This is a genomic window from Mesorhizobium sp. (genome assembly GCF_024509055.1).
Taxonomy (GTDB): domain Bacteria; phylum Pseudomonadota; class Alphaproteobacteria; order Rhizobiales; family Rhizobiaceae; genus Mesorhizobium.
Genome location: NZ_JANINM010000391.1, coordinates 1 through 21226, shown reverse-complemented (window position 1 = coordinate 21226; position 21226 = coordinate 1). Strand labels below are relative to the sequence as shown.

Genomic DNA, 21226 nt, shown 5'->3' with positions numbered 1-21226 from the left:
CCTATTTCGTCTGGCTGAACCGCGGCAAGGAGAGCGTGGCGCTCGACCTCAAGGCCAATGACGACCTTGCCTTGTTGCACCGTATGGTCGCGCGATCGGATGTCCTCGTGCAAAACCTCGCGCCCGGCGCGATCGACCGCCTTGGTCTGTCGGTCGAGGTGATTGCACAGAAATTCCCCCGGCTGATCGCCGTCAACATCGTCGGCTACGGACAGGATACGCCTTACGCGGCGATGCGTGCCTACGACATGCTGGTGCAGGCGGAAAGCGGCATCTGCGCGGTGACCGGCACTCCCGAGACGGCGTGCAAGATAGGCGTCTCCGCCGCCGACATCGCGACCGGAATGAATGCTCATGCCGCCATCCTCGAGGCACTTCTGGCCCGTGAAAAGACAGGCCGGGGCCGCATTATCGAGATCGCGATGTTCGACGGCATGGCCGACTGGATGGCCGTGCCGCTGCTGCACTACGAACATGCGGGACGCGAGACCGCCCGCTACGGACTGGCCCACGCCTCTATCTACCCTTACCGCCCCTATGCCTGCCGCGACGGGGCTGTGGTGGTCTCTATCCAGCAGAACAGTGAGTGGAAGCGCTTCTGCAGCACCGTGCTGCAACGCACTGATTTGTTTGCCGACGAACGCTTCGCCACCAATGCCTGGCGAGTGGCCAATCGCACGGCGCTCGACACTGAGATCGAGCCGATTTTCGCGGCACTCGACTGTGAGGAAGCCATCCGCCGGCTCGGCGAGGCGCAGATCGCCTGGGGGCGTGTCAGCGAAATGCCTGATCTTCCGCGCCATCGGGCATTGCGCCGGACCGAAGTCGAGTTGCCCGACGGCAAGCGCATCACCGTGCCGATGCCGGCCGGCCGGCCGGAAGGCTTCGAAATTGTTCCCAAGGTTCCTGCCCTTGGCGCCGATACCGACCGGATCCGGTCCGAATTCGCGGCCTGAGGAGAAAGCGGATGAGCCTGGATTCGAGCGCGACGCTGCAGAAATGGATTGGTCGCACCCGCGAGGTCGAGGACATCGCCACCCCTCGGCTGCTCGCCAGTTTCGAGGCAACACTGGGTCCCCACGCGGTGCGTCTCGACGAGGCTCCGCCCGGCCTTCACTGGTGCCTGACGCCAGATATCGCCGACGCACGCGAACTGGGTCGCGACGGACACGCCGCAAAGGGCGGGTTCCTGCCCCCGGTGCAGCTTCCGCGTCGAATGTGGGCGGGCAGCGACATGCGCTTCCTGGCGCCAATTCGCAGTGGCGACAAGGTCCGCCGCCGCTCTACGCTTAGCGCCGTCGAGGAAAAGAAGGGGCGTTCGGGGAAGCTCACCTTCGTCACCGTCCGCCACGAATTCGCCAATGCCGCCGGCCCCGTGGTCGAGGAGGACCAGATCATTGTCTATCGCGCGGCGGAAGCCGGCCCAGCGTCCCAGATGGCGCCCGTCGCGCCCCGATTGACCGCGGCGCATGAGCGAATAGCCGACATCGATACGGTCATGCTTTTTCGTTATTCCGCGCTGACATTCAACGGGCATCGAATCCACTACGACACGCCCTATGCCACCGATGTCGAGCACTATCCGGGCCTGGTTATCCACGGACCGCTTCAGGCAACGCTCCTCATGAACTTCGCCGCTGTCATTGTCGGGCAGGCGCCGCGCCGCTTCTCCTTTCGCGGAGTGCTTCCGGCGATCGGCCCGCAGACCTTGCTCCTGTGCGGGACGGCTCGTGGGCGGGACGAGATGGAAATGGAAGTGCGAGCGTCAGACGGGCACCTGACGGTCAAGGCCACGGCGCAATGGTGAGCTTCCTCACCCCGGTCGCCCCGCTTTTCGTACCGGGCTCGCGGCCGGAACGATTTGCCAAGGCGGACGGTAGCGGCGCCGATACGGTCATTCTCGATCTCGAGGATGCCGTCGCCGCGTCCGATAAGGAGCAGGCCCGGCATGCGGTGGCCGCTCACGCGGCCACGCTCAAATCGCCAGTCATGGTCCGCGTCAACGCCGCGGGCACGCCGTGGCATGTCGCGGACATCGACGCCCTCCGAAGCCTCGGCGGAATCTCAATCATGCTGCCAAAAGCCGAGCAGCCGGGAGAAATCGCCAGCTTGGCGGGACGCTTCGGGTGCCATGTCAACATCATCGCCCTAGTAGAGAGCGCGATGGGGCTTGCAAATCTACCCGAGATTCTGGCCGCGCCGGGAATCGTTGGCGCCGCCTTCGGATCGCTCGACTTCGCGCTTGATCTCGGTTGCGCGCACGATCGGTTGACATTGCTTGCGGCGCGCAGCGAAATCGTCTGGCGCTCGCGCGCGGCAAACCGTTCTGCTCCGATCGATGGCATAACGGCCGATCTGACAAGCCCCGAAGTCACGGAAGACGACGCGCGCCACGCCGTGAAGCTCGGATTTGGGGGAAAGATGGCGATCCACCCGAAGCAGATCGAGCCGATCCGTCGTGCCTTTCGCCCGAGCGAGATGGAAATCGCCTGGGCTGCCGGCATCGTTGCGGCGGCCTCTTCCGGCGAGGCCGTCCAGGTGAATGGCGAGATGGTGGATCGGCCGGTCATCGAGCGGGCGCGGCGCATCTTGTGCCGAAGCGCCCCGGCCTGAGGAGGAAGGCAGATGGTTCTGGAAGCAGCAGACTGGCCGACCGCCAGACTTTGCTCATTCGTGGCGGAACTCGACTTCGAGCGAATTCCACCGCGCGTCGTCGATTTTACAAAGGGACTGATGGTCGATTGGCTGGGCTCCGCCCTCGCCGGCAAGGGCGCTCCGCAGGTCGAAATCATAGAAAGCTTCGCTCGTGCGATGGGACCGGCAGACGGCACGAGCACCATCATCCCGACCAGACGGCGCACCAGCCCCTATTTCGCGGCAATGGTCAACGCGGCCGCTTCGCATGTCGTGGAACAGGACGACGTCCACAACGGTTCGGTCTTCCACCCCGCGGCCGTGATCTTCCCCGTTGTATTGGCAGTTGCGGAAGCGGAGAAGAAAACCGGCCGCGAGGTGCTGACCGCCTGTATCGCAGGCTATGAGGTGGGCATTCGGGTCGGTGAGTTCCTCGGCCGTTCGCACTACGAGATCTTTCACACGACGGGCACGGCCGGCGCCGTGGCGGCGGCCGCCGCCGTCGGCAAGCTGATCGGGCTCGACGCCGCCCAACTCAACCACGCGCTCGGCTCCGCCGGAACCCAGGCCGCCGGCCTATGGGAATTCCTGCGCGATGCCGCCGATTCCAAACAACTCCATACCGCGCGAGCCGCCGCCAATGGGCTGGCCGCGGCCTATCTGGCGCGCGACGGCTTCAGGGGCGCCGCCCGGATACTCGAAGGGAAAAAGGGCATGGCGGCCGGCATGTCGAGCGATGCCGATCCGACCCGTTTGACCGACCGCCTCGGCAGCCGCTGGGCGACGGAAGAGACGTCCTTCAAATGGCATGCCTCGTGCCGGCACACCCATCCGGCCGCCGATGCGCTTCAGCTTCTCATGCGCCGGGAGGGGCTGGGGCCGGATGATATCGAGGAGGTGGTGACCCATGTCCACCAGGGCGCCATCGACGTGCTAGGCGCGGTTGACATCCCACAGACGGTCCACCAGGCGAAGTTTTCCATGGGCACCGTGCTGGGGCTGATCGCGGTTCACGGCGTTGCCGACCTCGACGCCTTCGAACGCAATGCGCTTGCCGACGACGGCGTTTCGGCTTTCCGTTCGAAGGTGCGCATGGAGTTCGACCCTGAGGTCGACGCGCTCTATCCGAAACAGTGGGTGGGGAAAATCAGCGCCACAACCGTCGGCGGTCGCAAGCTTTCTGCCCGCGTGGACGAGCCCAAGGGCGATCCAGGCAACACGCTTGCCCGGCAGGAACTGGAAGCCAAGGCCGTAAGGCTTGCGGAATTTCGTGGTGGCGCCACCGCCGAGGAGATGTGCAATTATATCGCCCGGATTTGGGATCTGGACCGGCTTGACCACCCCGGCTTTCTCGCAGAGCTCGCTACTACCCGCTCATGGATATGAGGCATGCTCGGCGGACAATTTGCCCATCGGGAAAATCCGCGTGAAGTTCCGCAAGCCAATGGCATGTGCCCAGACCGAAGGGGCCCTCAAGCGGGTCGACAGCTTTTTGGGATGGCTGGACCAGATCCAGACATTTGCATCCAGGCTCCCCGCGCCGGCGTAACTGGAGAGGAATCGGAAAAACGAAGGATCTTGCTGAATCGAAAAGAGCTATCTTATGAGCCTATTGCCAGTTTCATTATCTTCGCCACCGAAGAGCGGCATAACTCACCCACTTCCCGCGCGCTCAAGCCCTTTAACATGGGCGAGAACACTTCGGCTCCAACTTGGTTCAGGCCACCGGTTTCAGCCAGGACGCGCACTATTTCAACATTGGGAAACTGACCATCGCCTGGAAACTTGCGATCATAGCAATCATCCTTGATCGACACTCCTGCCGGCAGCTCAAGCGGGCCGTCATTCAGTTGCACGCAATGGATCTTGTCCCCCGGAATCGCTTTGAGGTCGGCAAGGTCGGATCGGCCGCGCACAAAATGCCAGGTGTCGAAGACCAGCCCGCCATTGCTGGCGCCCGCGCCCTGTACGATTCGCCAAGCCATATCGAGCGTCGGCACACCCCACAGCGGAATGAATTCGAGCGAGCAGTCGAGGTCGAAGCGGGCCGAGGCCTCGCAGATCGCCGCATAGTCCTCGATGATCGCTTCCAGCGGCAGCGAGCCGAGTGGAAACGTCGCGTTGAGGCTGATCGAACGGCAGCCAAGCTCGGCACACAGGGCGAACACCCGCTCACGCGGTGTGTCGACGGTGGCGATATAGGCGTCGTCCATGTTGTCGGGCAGCCAGACCCGGGACCAGGTGTTGAGCGGATCAAGGCGCAGGATGCGTATGCCGGCGTCGTCGGCGCGTTGCCGTATCTCCCTGGCCGGCATGCCGGCTTCCATCATCTGCTCGACCTCAAAGGGCATCAGGGACAAGGCGTTGCACCCAGCAATGCGGGTGGCCTCGAATTTTTCCGCCAATGGCAAATGGGCGACGTTCGAGAACGGCATCAGCGTGCTGTTGACGGCTTCAGACATGGTTGGTTTTCCTCAATGGATTGGTGGTCCGCGCGGAGATGCCAAAATCAGCTGCCGCGATATGGTCGGAGACGCGGAGCGCCTGGGCGGCGATGGTCAGCGCCGGATTGACCGCCGCCGAGGATGGAAAGAACGAAGCGTCGACGACGAACAAATTGCTGTGGTCGAAGGTCCGGCAAAAGGGGTCCAGTGCCGCCTTGGCCGGATCATTGCCGAAGCGCACGGTGCCGCATTGATGCGAGGTCGTCGCCACCGGCATCAGCTTGGTGAGCGTCAGCGGCAGGCCGGCGCGGCGCATGGCGCGAGCCGCGCGCTTCGTCAGTTCGGTGTGGGCCCTGAGATTGTTGCGGCGCACGTCCATCTTGATCGTGTCGCCGGAGATCGACACGCGATTGCCTGGATCCGGCAGATCCTCCGACATGATCCACCAGTCATAGCTGCGGTCCGACAGCATCCTGTTGACCAGTTTCGGCACCAGCGGATTGGCCGCCGTCATCATGCCCGGCTTCAGCTTGCCGAGTGACATGATGCAGCCCATCGGATAGCGGAACGCGTCATCGCCGAAATAGAAGTCGTTGATGGTGACGGTCTTCTGGAAAACGGTCGGATTGCGACGCGTCGAGATCGCCATCATCGCGGTGTTGTTGTGAGCCATGTAGTGCCGACCAACGACATCCGAACTGTTGGCGGCCCCACGCGGCGCCTTGTCGGTTGCCGAGCGCAGCAGGATGGCGGCCGAATTGATGGCGCTGGCGGCAAGGACGTAGATGCCGGCTGTCAGCACCTCGACATGACCGCCCTGCTCCACCTCGATGCCGGTGACCTGTTTGCCGTCCGGCGACAGCAGCACACGTCTGGCGACAGTTCCGGTTCGCAACGTAACCCGCCCGCTCGCCAGCGCCGGCGCAACGACGCTGCGTTCCGCATCGGCCTTGGCGCCGATCCTGCAGGGGTAACCGTCGCAGGTGCCGCAGCGCACGCAATTGCCGTGAGGAGGCATGTGAATGGCCGCGTGCTGTGGAAAGGGGCGCAGCCCCTGTGCGCGCAACCGGGCGGAGAGCGCCTCCATCGGCGGATCGGAACGCACGCCGGAATACGGAAACGGATTAGCGCGCCTTGGTTCGGTCGGGTCGATACCTTGGGTTCCCATGGTGTGGAAGAGATGCTCGGCCTGCTCGTAGTATGGTTCGAGGTCGCCGTAGGAGATCGGCCAGGACGGCGAAAGCCCGCCATGATGCTCGAGATCCTCGAAATCCCGTTCCCGGAAGCGGATCATGGTGCAGCCGAAGAATTTCGTAGCACCGCCGACATTGTAGAAGACCGACGGATGGAACGACCTGTCGGCGCCATCGAGCCAGGTTTCTCGGGCCGTGTACTTGCGGTCGATATAGACCGCCTGCGGGCTCCAGTTATCATCTTCCTTGGGCAGATAGTCTCCGCGCTCCAGCATCAGCACCGACAGGCCATGTCCGGCCAGCCGAAGCGCCGTGGTGCCGCCGCCGACACCACTGCCGACAATGATCACATCTGGTCTGGAAGTGGCGTTCATGGATATTCCGTTCTGTCGCCATGCGAGGAAATGCATGCGCGGGGGTAAACCGTTGCCCCCGCGCGCTGCCAGAACAAAGCCTAGGCTCTACTGCCGCAGGCGCGTCCAGATCAGGTCGTATTTCTTCGCCGCCTCTTCCGAGCACACGGGGCTGACCACCTTCTTGTAGTCCGCCGGCACCTGTGCCTCCGACGCGGTGGCGATTTCCTTGGGCAGCATGGGCTCGGTGCCGATGACGCCCGTCGGGTACCCGACATCCTTCTGCTGCAGGGCCGCGTTGGCGGGATCCATTAGGAAGGAGATGAACTTCTTGGCAAGGTCGGGTCGGGCAGCCGAAGTCGGCACCACCAGATTGTCGATCCAGGCGACTCCGCCCTCCTTGGCGAAGACGAATTTGAGCGAGGGCTTCTGCATCCGCGCCTGCAGGGCCTCGCCATTGGCGACCTGCGATATGGCGGTTTCGCCCGACACCAGACGCCCCATGATGCCGGCCGAGTCGTAGATCTTCACGAACGGCTTCTGCGCTTGCAGCAGCGCGTCGACCTTCTTCAGCTTTTCCGGATCGGTGGTGCAGGGTTCGATGTCGAGATAGCGCATGGCCAGCGCGATCACCTCGGTCGGCGCCGAGAACATGCCGACCTTGCCCTGGAGTTCGGCGGGCGGGTTGAACAGCAGCGACAGGCTGTCGGTCGGCCCCTTGTAGAGGCTGGTATCGACCGCATAGGAGGTCACGCCCCAGAAGTAGGGGATCGAATAGACATTGCCCGGGTCCCAGGTGGTCTTCTTCCACTGTGCGTCGAGGTGATCGTAGTTAGGCAGTTCGGAAATGTTGACCGGCTGGATCAGTTTCTCGGCGATCATCAGCGGCACGAAGTCCGTCGAGGCAACGGTGATGTCGTAGCCGCTGGAGCCGCCGCGCAGCTTTGCGAGGAGGGTCTCGTTGTTGTCGAAGGTATCGAGGGAGACCGCGATGCCAGTGTCCTTCGTGAACTTGTCGAGCATCGCCTGCGAGATGTAGCCGGTCCAGTTGTAGATATGCAGCGTATCCGCCGCCATGGCGGAGTTGCCGAATAGCCCGCCCAGAGCGAGTGCGATCGCTCCGCTGCGCGCGAGTTTCAATACAGCCGTCATTGTCATTCCCCTTCGGTTTCTTGTGTTGAGGTTCTGCTGTTCAGTTTCTGCGTTTCGTCATGCCCTGCATGCGCAGGGCGACGAGGACGATCACCACGGACGACCCAAGAAGCAGCGTCGACACCGCATTGATCTCTGGCGACACACCCAGACGGAGCATGCCGTAGATGTAGACGGGCAGAGTGGTCTGGCCGGCATCGGCCAGCAGCATGCTGATCAGGAAGTCGTCGAGCGACGAGGCGAAGGCCAGCATGGCGCCCGACAGGATCGCCGGCAAAAGCAAGGGCAAGGTCACGCGACGGAACACCTGCCATTCGTTGGAATAGAGGTCGCGCGCCGCGTCCTCCACGGCCGAGCCCATGTCGGTCAGGCGCGCCTGGATCGGCAGGTAGGCGAAGGGCACGCAGAACACCGTATGGGCGATGATCAGATTGCCAAGGCCGAGCTTCAGCCCGATGCCGGAGAAGAACACCAGCGTCGCCACCGCCACCACGATTTCCGGCACCACCAGCGGCATCAGGATCAGCCCGAGCGTCACCTGGCCGCCTCCACCCGTCCGGGCATGCCGCAGACCAAGGGCCGCGGTCACCGCAAGCATCGTCGACAGGATCATCGACGCAACGGCGACGATCAGGCTGTTGGACAGGGCGATGCCGATATCGCGGTTGTGGAAGACCCTGGCGTACCAGTCGAGGCTGAAACCTTCCCAGAGCGTCGCCTGGCGGCCGGCGTTGAAGCTGTAGATGATGATCACCAGCAGCGGCGCGTAGAGGAACAGATACACCACCCAGGACAGCGTCCTCAGCCCCGGCGTCGCCTTCCAGTCGAATGGCTTGCTGCTCATCGGGCCGGCACCTTGTTGAAACTCCTGCGCACGACCACGAACAGCACCGCCAGGATGGCGACCGAGACCACGGTGGCGAGCGCGGCACCGAACGGCCAGTTACGCGAGGAGGTGAACTGCAACTGGATCAGGCTGCCGATCATCAGGCGGCGGCCGCCGCCGAGCAGGTCGGGCGCCAGAAAGCTGCCAAGCGCCGGCGCGAACACCAGCAGGCTGCCAGCAATCGCGCCTGGCATCGCCAACGGCCAGACGATGCGCCTGAACGTGCTCCAGCGATCGGCGTAGAGGTCGTGCGATGCCTCGATCACGTCGCCGTTGACCCGCTCGAGCACCGCATAGATCGGCAGCACCATGAACGGCAGATAGGTGTAGATCATGCCGAGGAGGATGGCGAAGTCGTTGTAGAGGAAATGACCACCGACCAGACCGAAGTAGCGCAGGCCGCTGTTGAGCAGCCCTTCGTCGCGTAGGATCAGCACCCAGCAATAGGTGCGGATCAGCGTGTTGATCCAAAACGGCAGCGTGATCAGCAGCAGCAGTCGGGCCCGCTTTGCCGGCGCGCTGCAGGCCATGTACCAGGCGAGCGGCAGGCCGATCACCAGGCTGGCGACCACCGTCAGCGTCGCCAACAATACCGAGCGCCACATGATGGCGAGATAACCACTGGAGAACACCAGGTTGCCGTCGAAATCCTCCTGGAACAGCAGCTGGCGATAGGCCAGCGCCGTGAACGGCATGCGCACGCCGCCATAGGCGCCGTTGGTCATGAAGGAATAGACGACAGCCAGTCCCATCGGCACCAGCATGAACAGCACCATGGTCACCAGGACCGGCGAACGCAGGAGGATGGTGGTGAGCCGGGCGTTCATTCGCTGAGCAGCCATTCGCTGGAATGATCCCAGGCAAAGTCGGCGCGGTCACCGACCGACAAGCCCGACACCGCGCCACGCACGCGTGCCTTGATCGGCACGTCGCCGGCGCAACGCGCCTCGATCAGCGTGTCGGCGCCAAGGAAGGTCAGCGCGGTGACAATGGCTTCGACGCTGCGCCTTTCATCGGCGGGCCGCGAGCGGACGGAGATCTGCTCGGTGCGGATCGAGATCGTCTTGCCGTCGGCCAACCCGACAAGGCCGGCCGGGATCAGGTTCGCCTCGCCGATGAAATCGGCAACGAAGCAGGTCTTTGGCCTCGCATAGATTTCCTCAGGCGTGCCGACCTGCAGCACCTTGCCCTTGTTCATCACCGCGATGCGGTCGGACAGCGCCAGCGCCTCCTCCTGATCGTGAGTGACCATGACGAAGGTCAACGACGTTTCTTTCTGCAGGCGCTTCAATTCGCTCTGCATCGCCTTGCGCAACTTGAGGTCGAGCGCCGACAGCGGTTCGTCGAGCAGCAGGACGCGCGGACGCGGCGCCAACGCCCGCGCCAACGCGATGCGCTGCTGTTGGCCGCCGGACATCTGGGTCGTGCGACGATCGGCGAAAGCCGGCATCTGCACGAGGTCGAGCACCTCATCGACGCGGCGTTTTATGTCGGCCGGCTTCCAGCGCAGCATTTCCAGTCCATAGGCTATGTTCTGACGCACATTGAGGTGCGGAAACAGCGCATAGCTCTGGAACATCGTGTTGACCGGCCGCTTGAACGGTGGCTCGTGGCCGATGTCGCGGCCATCGAGCAGGACGCGCCCTTCCGTCGGGTGTTCGAAGCCAGCGATGATCCGCAGGAGCGTCGTCTTTCCGCAACCCGACGGGCCGAGCAACGTGAAGAACTCATTGTCGGAAATCTCGAATTTGGCGTCGTCCAGCGCGATGATCTGCCCGTCGCCAAAGCTCTTGCCGACATGGTCGATGCCGAGCAGCACAGCGCCCTTGCCTTGCAGGCCAGCGGCGGGCTGCAACCCTGTCCTGATCTGATCCGGCGTGGCCTGATCCCAGCCTGCGGCGTTCACGATGGCATGTCCCCTGTTGTTGGCGAGTTTGTTTGTGCGCGTATGCACCGCTGACCTCTGCGGGCCATTTAGACGAAACACCGACATGCGAAAATCCGCACCGGAATTCATTCGTGAAATCATCGAGTTACTTGTCTCTTTCGTCAATTTCGCGAATCGGGATTTTTATTCTCACAGTGACGCTCTATGTGCGTCACTGTGCTTCAATACGGCCTCGGCCAGCGAGCCCCTTCGCTAGTTGCCGCCAAGGCCGCGCTGCCGCGCGACCTCCGCAATGGCCTGCGTCATCGCACGGGTGCACTCGGCAAGATCCTCACGCGTGGCGATAAGCGCCGGCGCGATCTCGATGGCGGTGCCGATCGGGCCGACGATGACGCCAAGCTCGCGCGCGCGCCTGGCGATCGCGACCACCGTGTCGTCGGTAAAGGCGGCACGGCTTGCCTTGTCCGCGGTGAAGTCGATCGCCTGCCAGAAACCGCGACCGCGAATGTCGCCGACGATGGGATGATCCCCGAAGGCGTCCTTCATCGCATGCTGCCACTGCTCGCCGAGCACATCGGAGGTTTCGACCAGCTTCTCGCGCTCCATGATCTCGATCACCTTGACCGAAGCGGCGCAGCAGATTGCATGGCCGGCGTAGGTGTGGACGTGACGGAAATGGCTGATACCGTCCGCGATCTCGTCGCGGGTCATGACGGCGCCGATCGGCGCATAGCCGGCGCCCATCGACTTAGCCATGTTGAGGATGTCGGGTTCGATGCCGAGCTGCTCGGTGGCGAACCAGGTACCGGTGCGTCCGAAACCGGTGATGACCTCGTCCATGATCAGCAGGATGCCGTATTTGTCGCAGAGCGCGCGCACCTTCTTCCAGTAGCTCGGCACCGGAATCTGCACACCGTTGGCCTGCTGGAAGGGCTCGCCTATGAAGGCCGCGACCAGGTCGGGATCCTCAAGCAGGATCTGGCGCTCGAGATGAGCAACGCAGACGTCGGAATAGGTTTCCTCGTCAAGGCCATAGGGGTTGCGGTAGCGCATCGGGTTGGCAACAAAGCTGTGGCCGGGCACGCGCGGATCCGGCACATCGCGCACCGCCAGCCAGTCGGTGCAGGACAGCGCGCCCATGGTCGCGCCGTGATAGGCGCTCCAGCGCGAGATGACCTTGAAGGCGCGCGGTTTCCTGCCGCTTTGCTGGAGATACTGCTTGGCGATCTTCAGCGCGGTTTCGGTCGCTTCCGAACCGCCGGACGTGAAGGTTACACGGTTCAATCGGCCGGGCGTGATCTCGCTCAGCTTTTCCGCCAACCGGGCTGCGGCGGCGCTGGTGTTCCGCCCAGCACCGGAATAATGCATGGTGATCGCCTGGTCATACATCGCCTGCGCGATCTCGCGATTGCCATAGCCGAGCGAGCCGGCGCGCGTCGTGGCGCTCATCATGTCGAGCATCGTCGTGCCGTGCTGGTCCGTGACACGAAGGCCGCTACCGGACATCAGGATGCTCGGGCCATACGCCTGCATGTCTTCGCGTGGCACCAGCGGGAAGATCAGGTGCCGGGCGCCGGCTTCGGCATCTCCAGCGGAATTTCTCAGCATCTGCGTGGTCATGGCTCTGCTTTCCAACTTGACTTCGGTGTTTGTGCCGGGACGATAGGAGACTGGTGACGCCTCGAAAATCACCAGAATCGAACAAAGTGAGGATACCAGTTTGGGCGAGCCGATCCGCGACATCGCCATCGACCCGACCGGTTTCGATCAGGGCGGTGCCGTTCCAGTCTTCAAGCAGCTCTATCGCCAGATCCGCGACCAGATCACGGCGGGGGTGCTGAGAAGCGGGACTCGCCTGCCCTCCACGCGCGCGCTTGCCGCCGACTTGCGGCTGTCGCGCACCACCACCATTGCCGCTTTCGAGCAACTGGAAACGGAAGGCTATATCGAGACGCGCAAGGGTGCGCGCGCCAAGGTGCTGCCGCTCCCCTTTGTCGGCGGCGGACTTGTCACGGAACCTTTGCCGCGGCTTCAGGACAATCTTTCGCGGCGCGGCCAGGCGCTGGTGAGCCTGCGCCATGAAACCGGTTTTCCTGGGAGCTATTTCCTGCAGCCGGGCCTTCCCGACGCAGCCTCGTTTCCCTTCACCATCTGGCGCCGCCTGCTGTCGAAGCACATGCGCCCCACGGCCGGCGAAACCTTCGGCTATCACAGCTATGGCGGCCATCAGGGCCTGCGCGAAGTGATCGCCCAGTACATGCAGTCGTCGCGTGGCGTGAAATGCCAGCCTGACCAGATCATGATCACCGGTGGTGCCCAGAGCGCCTTCACGCTGCTGGCGCATCTGCTGGTCGACGCCGGCGACCCGGTGATGGTTGAGGAGCCCGGCTATACCGGCGCGCATGGCGCCTTTGGCGCGGCTGGCGCGCGGATCACGCCGCTTGATGTGGATGGGCGCAACTGGAACCTGAAGACCATCGCGACCGTGCGGCCGAAGGTCATCTACCTCACGCCATCCTGCCAGTTTCCGCTCGGCTCGACCATGCGGATCGAACAGCGGCTGCGCCTTCTGCAGCTGGCCGCGGAAATCGGCGCCTGGGTGATCGAGGATGATTTCGACAGCGAGTTCCGCTTCAGCGGCAACCGCGTGCCGACGCTGCAATCACAGGACACCGACCATCGCACCATCTATGTCGGCTCGTTCGCCAAGACCATGCTTCCGGACCTGCGGCTGGGCTTCATCATCTTTCCGGGCGAAGTGGTGCGGCCGGTGCGCAAGGCCAATTTCCTGATGGGTACCGCGGCGCCACTCGTCACGCAGGCCGCGCTCGCCGACTTCATCCGCAATGGCGATTTCGCCCGTCACACGCGACGCATGAAGCGGCTTTACGCGGCAAGGCGCATGCTGTTGACGGGCCATGCCCAAGCGCTGCTGGGCGATGTGATGGAACAACTCGACGAAGGCAACGGCCTGCAGACGACCTGGCGTTTTCGCATCCCCGTGGACGATGTCGTCGTCGTCGAGAGCGCGCTCCAGGCCGGCGTCAACGTCACGCCCCTGTCTGCGCATTATATCCACGGCGCACCAGAGCAAGGGCTGATGATCGGCTATGCGGCGTCGGAGGAAAAGCAAATTCCCCGCGCGCTGCACAAGCTCAACCAGGTCATCCGCCAGCATTTGGGGTGAGGTGAAGAACCGGCTTTACCCGAGCATCCGCCTCAGCACGTTCCTCGTCATTTTCGAGACGGTGTTGTCGTAGCCATTGTGCGAAAGCGCGCTGAACCATTGCATCGAGCCAACGGAGAAGACGAGGCCGCCCGCTGCGGTCTCGAAACAGACGATGTCCGACCGCACCAGCGGATTGCCGGGGAGCGTCGCGGCTTCGTTGACATCACGACGCTCGTCAATCACCAGCTGGTAGTCGGCTGAAAATCCGGTCGCTGTCGCCAGCACCTGCGCATGCGCTGGTGTCCCGAGTGACAGATCGGCGCGGTCCACCTCATCGCCCGCCGCGCCGACACCCAGTCCCAGAGTCTCGAAATCGCCGATCATCTCGTCCTCGCCGATGCCGGCAAGCAATTCGGCGACCAAAGGACGGCTGCGATCGCCTGTCTGTCGGTAGGGGCGCGGCAGGCCACAATCGTCGCGCGAGGTCCATCCCTGCGCGGTAAACCCAACGCCGACCAGACGCTGGGGCGCACGGCCACGAAACCGCCACAGGCCGCCAGGTTCGCCAGTGAGCTGATGATGGCTCTCGCCAGGATTGGACGGCCAGGGCCGCGTCCCGTTCGGCCGCCGAACCTCGATCATGCCGCCATCGTCGGACAGCGAGGTGACGCTGTAAAAACCATTGCCGCCGAGATAGGCCAGGCTGCCGCCACCCTTGAGGTAAATTTCCAGCGCGTCGAGCATCTGGCCCGAAACATATTCCGGATGCGAGCCGGTCATCACCGCCTTGTATTGCTTCAGCAGGCCCAGACCTTCGCAATGCAGTTCGTGGTCGGTGATGATGTCGACCGGCTGGCCAATCACGTCGAGCCAGTCGACTGCATAGAGATCGGCGCACAGATGCCGGCCGAAGTGCGCGCCGGTCACCGACTTCAGCAGACCGCGCCCCGGCCGGAATGTCTTGATCGGATGACGTAGCGAAGCGAGCGGCACGCCTGCTCCATCGACATAGCGATCATAGAGGCAGTTGAGTCCGTAATCGCGCCACATTTCGTTGCCGTAGGCCAGATAGGTGAAGGTCGGCACAAGTAGCGCGAGTGGCGCGGTGACGACGCCCCTGGGCGGGCAGACGAGGAAGGGCAGGTCTTCGGTCTCATCGCCGGCCGTCAGGCGCGCCGCATAGACGCCACTCGGCAGGTCGTCCGGAACGGTGAAGGCAAAGCTCGGCCGCCAACCGGCATCCGACAGGCTGTCCTCATGGAAATGGACGGCGCAGTAGCCGCGTGGATCGCTTTTTGGGTCGTCCGTCTCGCCGGACCAGTATGGTCCGGTCATGGCGCGCACGGGCGACTGATGGGTTTCGCCGTCGAACGCCCGCCCGCCCGCGTCGTGAATTCTCGTCCCGTTGCTGCCGATGCTGAAATCCCAGGCGGCGATGCAAGGCTTCGGGATAGAGCCAAAATCGACCCCGCCAGCGAGGTCGCCAAGCTCAGCATCATCAAGCCATTTGCCGAACATGCAGGGATCGGCGATCAACCCGTTGTAGTAGGCGCTCCGCTGGCCATGGCGCATCGAGGCGGCGATCAGCAATGGCGCATCGGAGCTTATGGCGGGCGGCAGATACCCTGCCCCGCCGAAATCTTCCGCCAGCGACTGATCATGCGCCGAAAAGCCCGCTGAAAGCCGAGCCTGTCCGGTATTGGCTTCGTAGCGCGCAGCCACCCACTGCCAGCGCCGCTCCAGAACCGGCGTTGCCCCTTCGATGCGTGCTGTGCCGAGGCGCAGGAACAGCCTGCCGGTATCGCTGAGACCGAGCGCATAACCGGTCTCACCCACTCCTTCCTTGGAGAGGATCACCTGTTCGCCGGAAGCGAGCCGCGTCGGGCGGATCCAGGCGAATAGAGTGAAATCGCCCGACAACCGAAGGTCAGGGTGATCGGCAACGATGATGAAGGAACCCGGGAAGAGTTTCTGCTCCATACCCGGGTAGCCGCCGTCAACCTCAGCCCCGACTGCGAATTCCCGACGGCCTGGCCCGCGCGGATCGGTGTCACCGTGCAGCAGGCGCACGATCTCGGCGTTGAACCGCGATGCGTCGGTGCTGACCATGAAGGACAGCGTTTCGCCCGGGCGGGCACTGAGACGATCGGTGTAGCCGGTCAGCATCGCGTATTGTTGCCCCCTTGTGCGGCCTTACCTACTCCACGCCGCTGCCGTAGGGAACATTCCTGCCGCCATAGCGGCGCAGCCGAACATTGGCTTGCTCGGCGTGGCCGGCAAACCCTTCCATGATGCAAAGGCGCGAGCAATACTCGCCAACCAGCACCGAGGCTTCGTCGGTCAGGATCCGCTGATAGGTGCAGGTCTTCAGAAACTTGCCGACCCACAACCCGCCCGTATAGCGCGCCGCCCTTTTGGTCGGCAGTGTGTGGTTGGTGCCGATCACCTTGTCGCCATAAGCGACAGTGGTGCGCGCGCCGAGGAACATGGCGCCGTAGTTCTTCATCCTGTCGAGGAAATAATCGGGATCAGCAGTCATCACCTGCACATGTTCGGAGGCGATTCGGTCGGCTTCCGCCACCATCTCGTCCAGCGTGTCGCAGAGGATGACCTCGCCGTAGTTCTCCCAGGCCTTGCGAGCGATGGCGGCTGTCGGCAGGGTTTTCAGCAGGCGTTCGATCTCGACAAGCGTGTCCCTAGCCAGCTTTTCCGAATTGGTCAGAAGCATCGCGGGCGAATTGACGCCATGCTCGGCCTGGCCGAGCAGGTCGGTGGCGCAAAGCTCGCCATCGACCGTGTCGTCGGCGATGACAAGCGTTTCGGTCGGCCCGGCGAAGAGATCGATGCCGACGCGACCGAACAGGAGCCGCTTGGCTTCGGCAACATAGGCATTGCCGGGGCCAGCCAGCATGTCGACAGGCGCGATGGTCTCGGTGCCAAAGGCCATCGCCGCAATCGCCTGCACGCCGCCGAGGCAGTAAATCTCATCGGCGCCGGCCAGATGCTGGGCGGCAACGATCAGCGGGGCGATCTCACCGCCGAAAGGCGGCGCGCAGGTAATGACGCGTTCGCAACCGGCAACCTTTGCGGTCAGCACCGACATATGGGCGGAAGCGAGCAGTGGATACTTACCACCCGGTACATAGCAGCCGACATTGGCGACCGGAATGTTCCTGTGGCCGAGCATGACGCCCGGCAGGGTCTCCACCTCGATATCCCGGAGCGCGTCCTTCTGCGCCTGGGCGAAGCCGCGAACCTGCGCTTGCGCGAACTCGATGTCGCTGCGCTGGCGGCTGGTGAGGCTGTCGACGCAGCGGCTGATCTCCGCATCGGTCAGCCGGTAGGACAGGCGGTCGAGCCCGTCGAACTTGACCGACAGAGCCCGCACCGCCGCATCGCCACCCCTCTCTACTTCCGTCAGCAAGGCCTCGACCGCCTTGGTCACGGCGGCCGCCTCGGCCGCTTCGCCCGTGAGTTGCGCCGGTTTCAAATGTCTGATCATGGCAATGGCCTTTCCGCAGGCAAAGTCTGGCCGTCGCCGCAGAAAGCGCGGCGCCGATCCAGTCAATTTTCTATCTTTGAGGGAGGCCTGGCCGCCCGTCCGCGCTGTTCTAGAGATGCTGTTCGAGGGCGCGGCCTTCGGCGTAGGCCTGCTGTTCCTTGTCGTAATATTCGGGCGACGGGAAATCCCACCAGCCGGTGACGAAGGGGCCGGCCGCATCCCGCGAGGTCGTCACCTCGACCAGCGCCGGGGCGCCGCAGTCGAGCGCTGCCTTCAACGCCGGTTCGAGCTTGTCGGACTCCTCCACCTTCCAGGATTCCATGCCGAAGTTTTTCGCCACCTCCGAGATGTTGGCGGTGTAGGGCTCGCCATTGCCCTTGTGATGGTTGAACTCGCTGGCGACGTGCCGGCCCATGAACTTGCGCTGGCCGCCACGGATCGACATGTAGCCTCGATTGTTCTGCACCAGGAATACAGCCGGGATACCGTTCATGACCGCAGTGCCCATTTCGGGAAGCGACATCATGAAATCGCCGTCGCCGACCACTGCCACGACCTGGCGGTCAGGCATGGCGAGCTTGGCGCCGAGTGCGGCCGGCACGGCCCATCCCATCGGCGAGAACGAACCCGAAGTCAGATGGGTGCGCGGCTCGTAGACCGGGAACGTCTGCTTGACAGCGCCTTGCGTGTTACCTGAGCCGGCCAGGATAATGCCGTTGCGGTCCATGACCTTGCGCAATGCGCCGAGCGGCCGCTGCGAGGTAAAGGGGCTTTCATGCGAGTCGCGGCGCGGCGCCAGCATCGCTTCCCACTCGGCCTTGGCCGCGGCGATATCGGCGAGATAACGGTCGCGACGGTTCATCGCCCTTGCGGATTGCTGGTCCGAGATCGCCGAAAGGATGGCTTCCAGCGTAGCGCGGGCATCGGCGACGATGCCGACCTCGGTAGCGTAGTTCTTGCCGATCTCGTGATGGTCGAGATCGATATGGATCAGCTTGCCCGGCGGGATAGAGATCGAGGCGCCCTTGCGGTAGCTCGACGCCGACCAGTCCGTGAAGCGGCAGCCGACCGACATGACGACATCGGCGCCGGCGGTGATGGCGTTGCCGCAGGAGGTACCGGTCTGGCCGATCGCGCCGATCGACAGCGGATGGTCTTCCGAGATCGCACCCTTGCCGTTCCAGGTCGTCGAGACGGCGGCGCCGATCTTCTCGGCCAGTGCGGTCAGCGCCCGGGAGGCGTTGGCGCTGATGGCGCCGCCGCCGGCGAGGATCACCGGACGTTCAGCCGAAAGCAGGAGCGCTGCCGCCTTCTCGACGGCGATGGGGTCCGGATAGGCGACGCCAACGGCCATGCGCTGCGCCAGCGGGTGGATGGTGACATCGGCGGCCTCGGTCTGGATGTCCATCGGCACTTCGACATGCACCGGCCCCGGACGTCCTGACAGCATGGTGTTGAAGGCACGATGCATGATGAAGGGCAGTTCGTCGACCCGGCCGGCCTTGTAGGCGCGCTTGGTCACCTGTTCGGTGATGCGCGGAAAGGCGTTTTCCTGCTGGCGTTCCAGCTCCTGCATGACGCCATGGCCCTTCATGTGCGTCGCGGGGCCGCCGGACACGTAGAAGGCCGGAATAGAGTCCGTATAGCAGGTGGCAAGCCCGATGATGGTGTTTGTGGCACCTGGTCCGATCGAGGTCGAGCAGGCCATCGGCTTGCCGCCGGCACGGAAATAACCGTCGGCCATGTGTACCGCGCTCTGCTCATGCATGACCTGAATAAAGGGTATCTGCGACCCTTCGGCGAGGAAGGCATCGAAAAGCGACCAGATGCCGTGGCCGGGCACGCCGGCGACATATTCGACGCCATAATCCTTCAGCGCCTTGGCCACGATCTGGCCGCCAGTCAATCTCATGTGCCTCATCCCTCTTATGTTCATTCTCCGGCAAGGGTCCGGAAACCAGCGAATTCCCTGCCGTGACGCTGCCCTAATCAGCATCCGCCATGGTGTTTCGGCAAGTTCGCAGCGGTTTGATTGTTGAAGCAATGTGAGGCATTATGTGCGCAATCTTGCTTCACGCTCCCCAAAACGGGCGACACGGATGAACCATCACGACGCCGGCACCACAGCGGATTTCGCCGCCAATCTCCGCTTCCTGTGCGAGCGTCAAGGCTCGATCAGCACAGTCTGCCGCAAGATCGGCCTCAATCGTCAGCAGTTCAACAAATATCTCTCCGGCCTGCATATGCCCTCCCCGCAGAATATGAGCCTGATCGCCAATTTCTTCGGCGTCAGCGTCGCCATCATGTTCTCGCCACCCTTCGAGTTCAGGACCCTTGTCGAGGGTAACTTCTTCCAGGTCATGGAGAAGTTGCGGGAATCGCCCGAGGTCACCAAGTTCATCGAGACGGCAATCATCGGCGCCAGATCGGAAGGCGATGATCTCGTCGGCGTCTACGACCGTTACCAGTATTCCTCGATCTACAAGGGCTCGATCCTGCGCTCGGCCTACTGCATCTATCGCAACAATGATTTCTACCAGCACTATTACATCGAGCGCTTTCCGAGCTACGACGCGCCCAACAAGGTCGACTATGTCTTCAAATATTACGGCTTCGTCTTCCCGGTGGCGGGCCGCGTCTTTTCCGTCGACTTCGAACGGACCCAGCGCAATGAGCTAACCTTTGGAGTGTTCGCACCAGTGCAGCGCAGCTCCAAGAAGTTCATGTTCGGCATCACCAGTGGAATCGCCGCGACCATGTTCCGACAGCCCTATTCGACCAAGGTGGCACTGCACCATCGCGGCCCTGGCCTGATCGGCCGTCAGCAGTTGGAAACTCTAACTGCGCTCGATGCCAAGGACCCGTCCATCCCGAAGGAAGCACTTCAGTTCCTGGGCGACGGCAGCGATATGATCCAGATCATGTAGTTTGCTTCGCCGTCTCACGGCCCAGCATACGACGTCCGCTTTCAGGAAGGTTGCCAAGCACAACGGCCAGCCGACATGCGGCGCAACGCTGCCGTCCAGGGCGAATCTGCGTACGAATTGATCCTCGCAAATCCGGCGGGCCCGCCATGCTGATGGTGCGACCGATCAAACGGCGGGCGAAGATCCTCGCGTCCATTCCCGAATGTCCGAAATCGGTGGACCGGCGGTTTCGAGGCTGAGGTCACCAGAAGCGGACGTTCCGGTGGGCATCCACACCTAATCTCCTGTCTTGATGCCGGCCAGCAATTTCAATTCTACTATCGAGGACAGGGTCTGCAGGACGATGACGGCCACGACGTAGAACACTGCCGCCAGAACATAGGCCTGTAAATTCAGGAAAGTCGCGGCCGCAACCATCTGCGCGCTGCGCATGAGTTCCGTCACGCCGATCACCGAAGCAAGTGAAGTGCCCTTGAGGATGACGATGAATTCGTTGCAGAGCGGTGGAAAGGCAATGCGGAGCGATTGCGGCAGGACGATGCGCCGCATCGCGAGCCCGTGGGTCATGCCGATCGATTTCGCTGCCTCCATCTGGTCGGCCGGCAGCGCCTGGATGCTGGCGCGGATGATCTCGGTCGTATAGGCGCCGGCATTGACCGAAAAGGCAAGCGTTGCGGCCAGGAGGCGGTTATCCAACGGCCCCAGCAGGGCAATAAGGAACGGGTTTCCAACCTGAGCCGCCCAGGCTGGCAATCCGAAATAGACAAGGTAGAGCAGGACGAGAGGCGGGATGCCACGAAACAGCGCGACATAGGCTCCGCCGGCCGCCCGCAGCCACCGGCGTTGCGACAGCCGCGCGAGCGCGACGAACAATCCGATGAGAAAGGCTCCGGCCATCGCCGCCACGGTGAGGCCAAGCCCGAGCAGCAGCCCCCTGAAGTAAAGGCCGGCATAAGTTGCGGCGAATTCGATCACGCGTCTCGCCCTTTCGTCAGATGCTCGAACTGCGTTCGTTGCGGTGGCGGGCCAGGAAGGCCTCGATGCGAGCGTTCTTCGGCTTGCCGAAGAATTCGCGGGC

General features: G+C 63.2%; 17 protein-coding genes. 6 read left to right on the top strand and 11 right to left on the bottom strand.

Annotated elements, in window-relative coordinates; genetic code table 11:
• The first annotated feature begins 14 nt into the window (after positions 1-14).
• Genes Q0L57_RS20065 through Q0L57_RS20050 form a run of 4 tightly spaced genes read left to right on the top strand, consistent with a single transcriptional unit; the run spans position 15 to position 4020 of the window.
• A complete protein-coding gene (locus tag Q0L57_RS20065) occupies positions 15-956 on the top strand; it encodes a CaiB/BaiF CoA-transferase family protein (protein WP_296744774.1) in 942 nt (313 codons plus the stop codon).
• 11 nt (positions 957-967) lie between these two features.
• Positions 968-1807 carry a MaoC family dehydratase N-terminal domain-containing protein gene (locus Q0L57_RS20060; RefSeq protein WP_296744772.1) on the top strand — a complete coding sequence of 280 codons (840 nt, stop codon included), beginning with the start codon at positions 968-970 and terminating at the stop codon, positions 1805-1807.
• Positions 1801-2613 (top strand): CoA ester lyase, encoded by an 813-nt coding sequence (locus tag Q0L57_RS20055; RefSeq protein WP_296744771.1) that lies wholly within the window; start codon positions 1801-1803, stop codon positions 2611-2613. Before Q0L57_RS20060 ends, Q0L57_RS20055 begins: the two co-directional genes overlap by 7 nt.
• A gap of 12 nt (positions 2614-2625) precedes the next feature.
• Positions 2626-4020, top strand: a complete 1395-nt coding sequence (locus Q0L57_RS20050) for an MmgE/PrpD family protein (RefSeq protein ID WP_296744770.1) — start codon at positions 2626-2628, stop codon at positions 4018-4020.
• Positions 4021-4235: 215 nt separating this feature from the next.
• Here Q0L57_RS20050 and Q0L57_RS20045 read toward each other — a convergent pair whose 3' ends face one another.
• The 7 genes from Q0L57_RS20045 to Q0L57_RS20015 form a co-directional block, all read right to left on the bottom strand.
• Complete coding sequence (locus Q0L57_RS20045; protein WP_296744769.1) at positions 4236-5096, bottom strand: sugar phosphate isomerase/epimerase; 861 nt, start codon at positions 5094-5096, stop codon at positions 4236-4238.
• Positions 5089-6645: a GMC family oxidoreductase gene (locus tag Q0L57_RS20040; protein ID WP_296744768.1), complete on the bottom strand. Its 1557-nt coding sequence runs from the start codon at positions 6643-6645 to the stop codon at positions 5089-5091. The genes Q0L57_RS20045 and Q0L57_RS20040 overlap by 8 nt, the downstream gene beginning before the upstream one ends.
• 87 nt (positions 6646-6732) lie before the next feature.
• Positions 6733-7776 (bottom strand): extracellular solute-binding protein, encoded by a 1044-nt coding sequence (locus tag Q0L57_RS20035; protein WP_296744767.1) that lies wholly within the window; start codon positions 7774-7776, stop codon positions 6733-6735.
• Positions 7777-7816: 40 nt separating this feature from the next.
• On the bottom strand, positions 7817-8620 hold the full coding sequence (locus Q0L57_RS20030; RefSeq protein ID WP_296744766.1) for an ABC transporter permease: 804 nt from the start codon (positions 8618-8620) through the stop codon (positions 7817-7819).
• Entirely contained in the window at positions 8617-9504 is an 888-nt protein-coding gene (locus tag Q0L57_RS20025; RefSeq protein WP_296744765.1) for an ABC transporter permease, read from the bottom strand. The genes Q0L57_RS20030 and Q0L57_RS20025 overlap by 4 nt, the downstream gene beginning before the upstream one ends.
• Positions 9486-10481, bottom strand: coding sequence for an ABC transporter ATP-binding protein (locus Q0L57_RS20020; protein ID WP_296744773.1), 996 nt, complete (start codon positions 10479-10481; stop codon positions 9486-9488). Before Q0L57_RS20020 ends, Q0L57_RS20025 begins: the two co-directional genes overlap by 19 nt.
• Before the next feature lie 321 nt (positions 10482-10802).
• Positions 10803-12170, bottom strand: coding sequence for an aspartate aminotransferase family protein (locus Q0L57_RS20015; protein ID WP_296744764.1), 1368 nt, complete (start codon positions 12168-12170; stop codon positions 10803-10805).
• Positions 12171-12270: 100 nt separating this feature from the next.
• On the opposite strand from Q0L57_RS20015, the gene Q0L57_RS20010 reads away from it, so the two are divergent.
• On the top strand, positions 12271-13737 hold the full coding sequence (locus Q0L57_RS20010; protein WP_296744763.1) for a PLP-dependent aminotransferase family protein: 1467 nt from the start codon (positions 12271-12273) through the stop codon (positions 13735-13737).
• A gap of 15 nt (positions 13738-13752) precedes the next feature.
• On the opposite strand, the gene Q0L57_RS20005 is transcribed toward Q0L57_RS20010, so the two are convergent.
• The 3 genes from Q0L57_RS20005 to Q0L57_RS19995 form a co-directional block, all read right to left on the bottom strand.
• On the bottom strand, positions 13753-15885 hold the full coding sequence (locus Q0L57_RS20005) for a N,N-dimethylformamidase beta subunit family domain-containing protein (protein ID WP_296744762.1): 2133 nt from the start codon (positions 15883-15885) through the stop codon (positions 13753-13755).
• Between the two features lie 31 nt (positions 15886-15916).
• Positions 15917-17221 carry a histidinol dehydrogenase gene (hisD, locus tag Q0L57_RS20000; protein WP_296744761.1) on the bottom strand — a complete coding sequence of 435 codons (1305 nt, stop codon included), beginning with the start codon at positions 17219-17221 and terminating at the stop codon, positions 15917-15919.
• Between the two features lie 109 nt (positions 17222-17330).
• On the bottom strand, positions 17331-19133 hold the full coding sequence (locus Q0L57_RS19995; protein ID WP_296744760.1) for a thiamine pyrophosphate-binding protein: 1803 nt from the start codon (positions 19131-19133) through the stop codon (positions 17331-17333).
• A gap of 187 nt (positions 19134-19320) precedes the next feature.
• Here Q0L57_RS19995 and Q0L57_RS19990 point away from each other — a divergent pair, with 187 nt between their 5' ends.
• Positions 19321-20148, top strand: a complete 828-nt coding sequence (locus Q0L57_RS19990) for a helix-turn-helix transcriptional regulator (RefSeq protein ID WP_296744759.1) — start codon at positions 19321-19323, stop codon at positions 20146-20148.
• A gap of 276 nt (positions 20149-20424) precedes the next feature.
• Here the strand turns inward: Q0L57_RS19990 and Q0L57_RS19985 are convergent, their stop codons facing one another.
• Complete coding sequence (locus tag Q0L57_RS19985; RefSeq protein WP_296744758.1) at positions 20425-21123, bottom strand: amino acid ABC transporter permease; 699 nt, start codon at positions 21121-21123, stop codon at positions 20425-20427.
• Positions 21124-21226 lie beyond the last annotated feature (103 nt).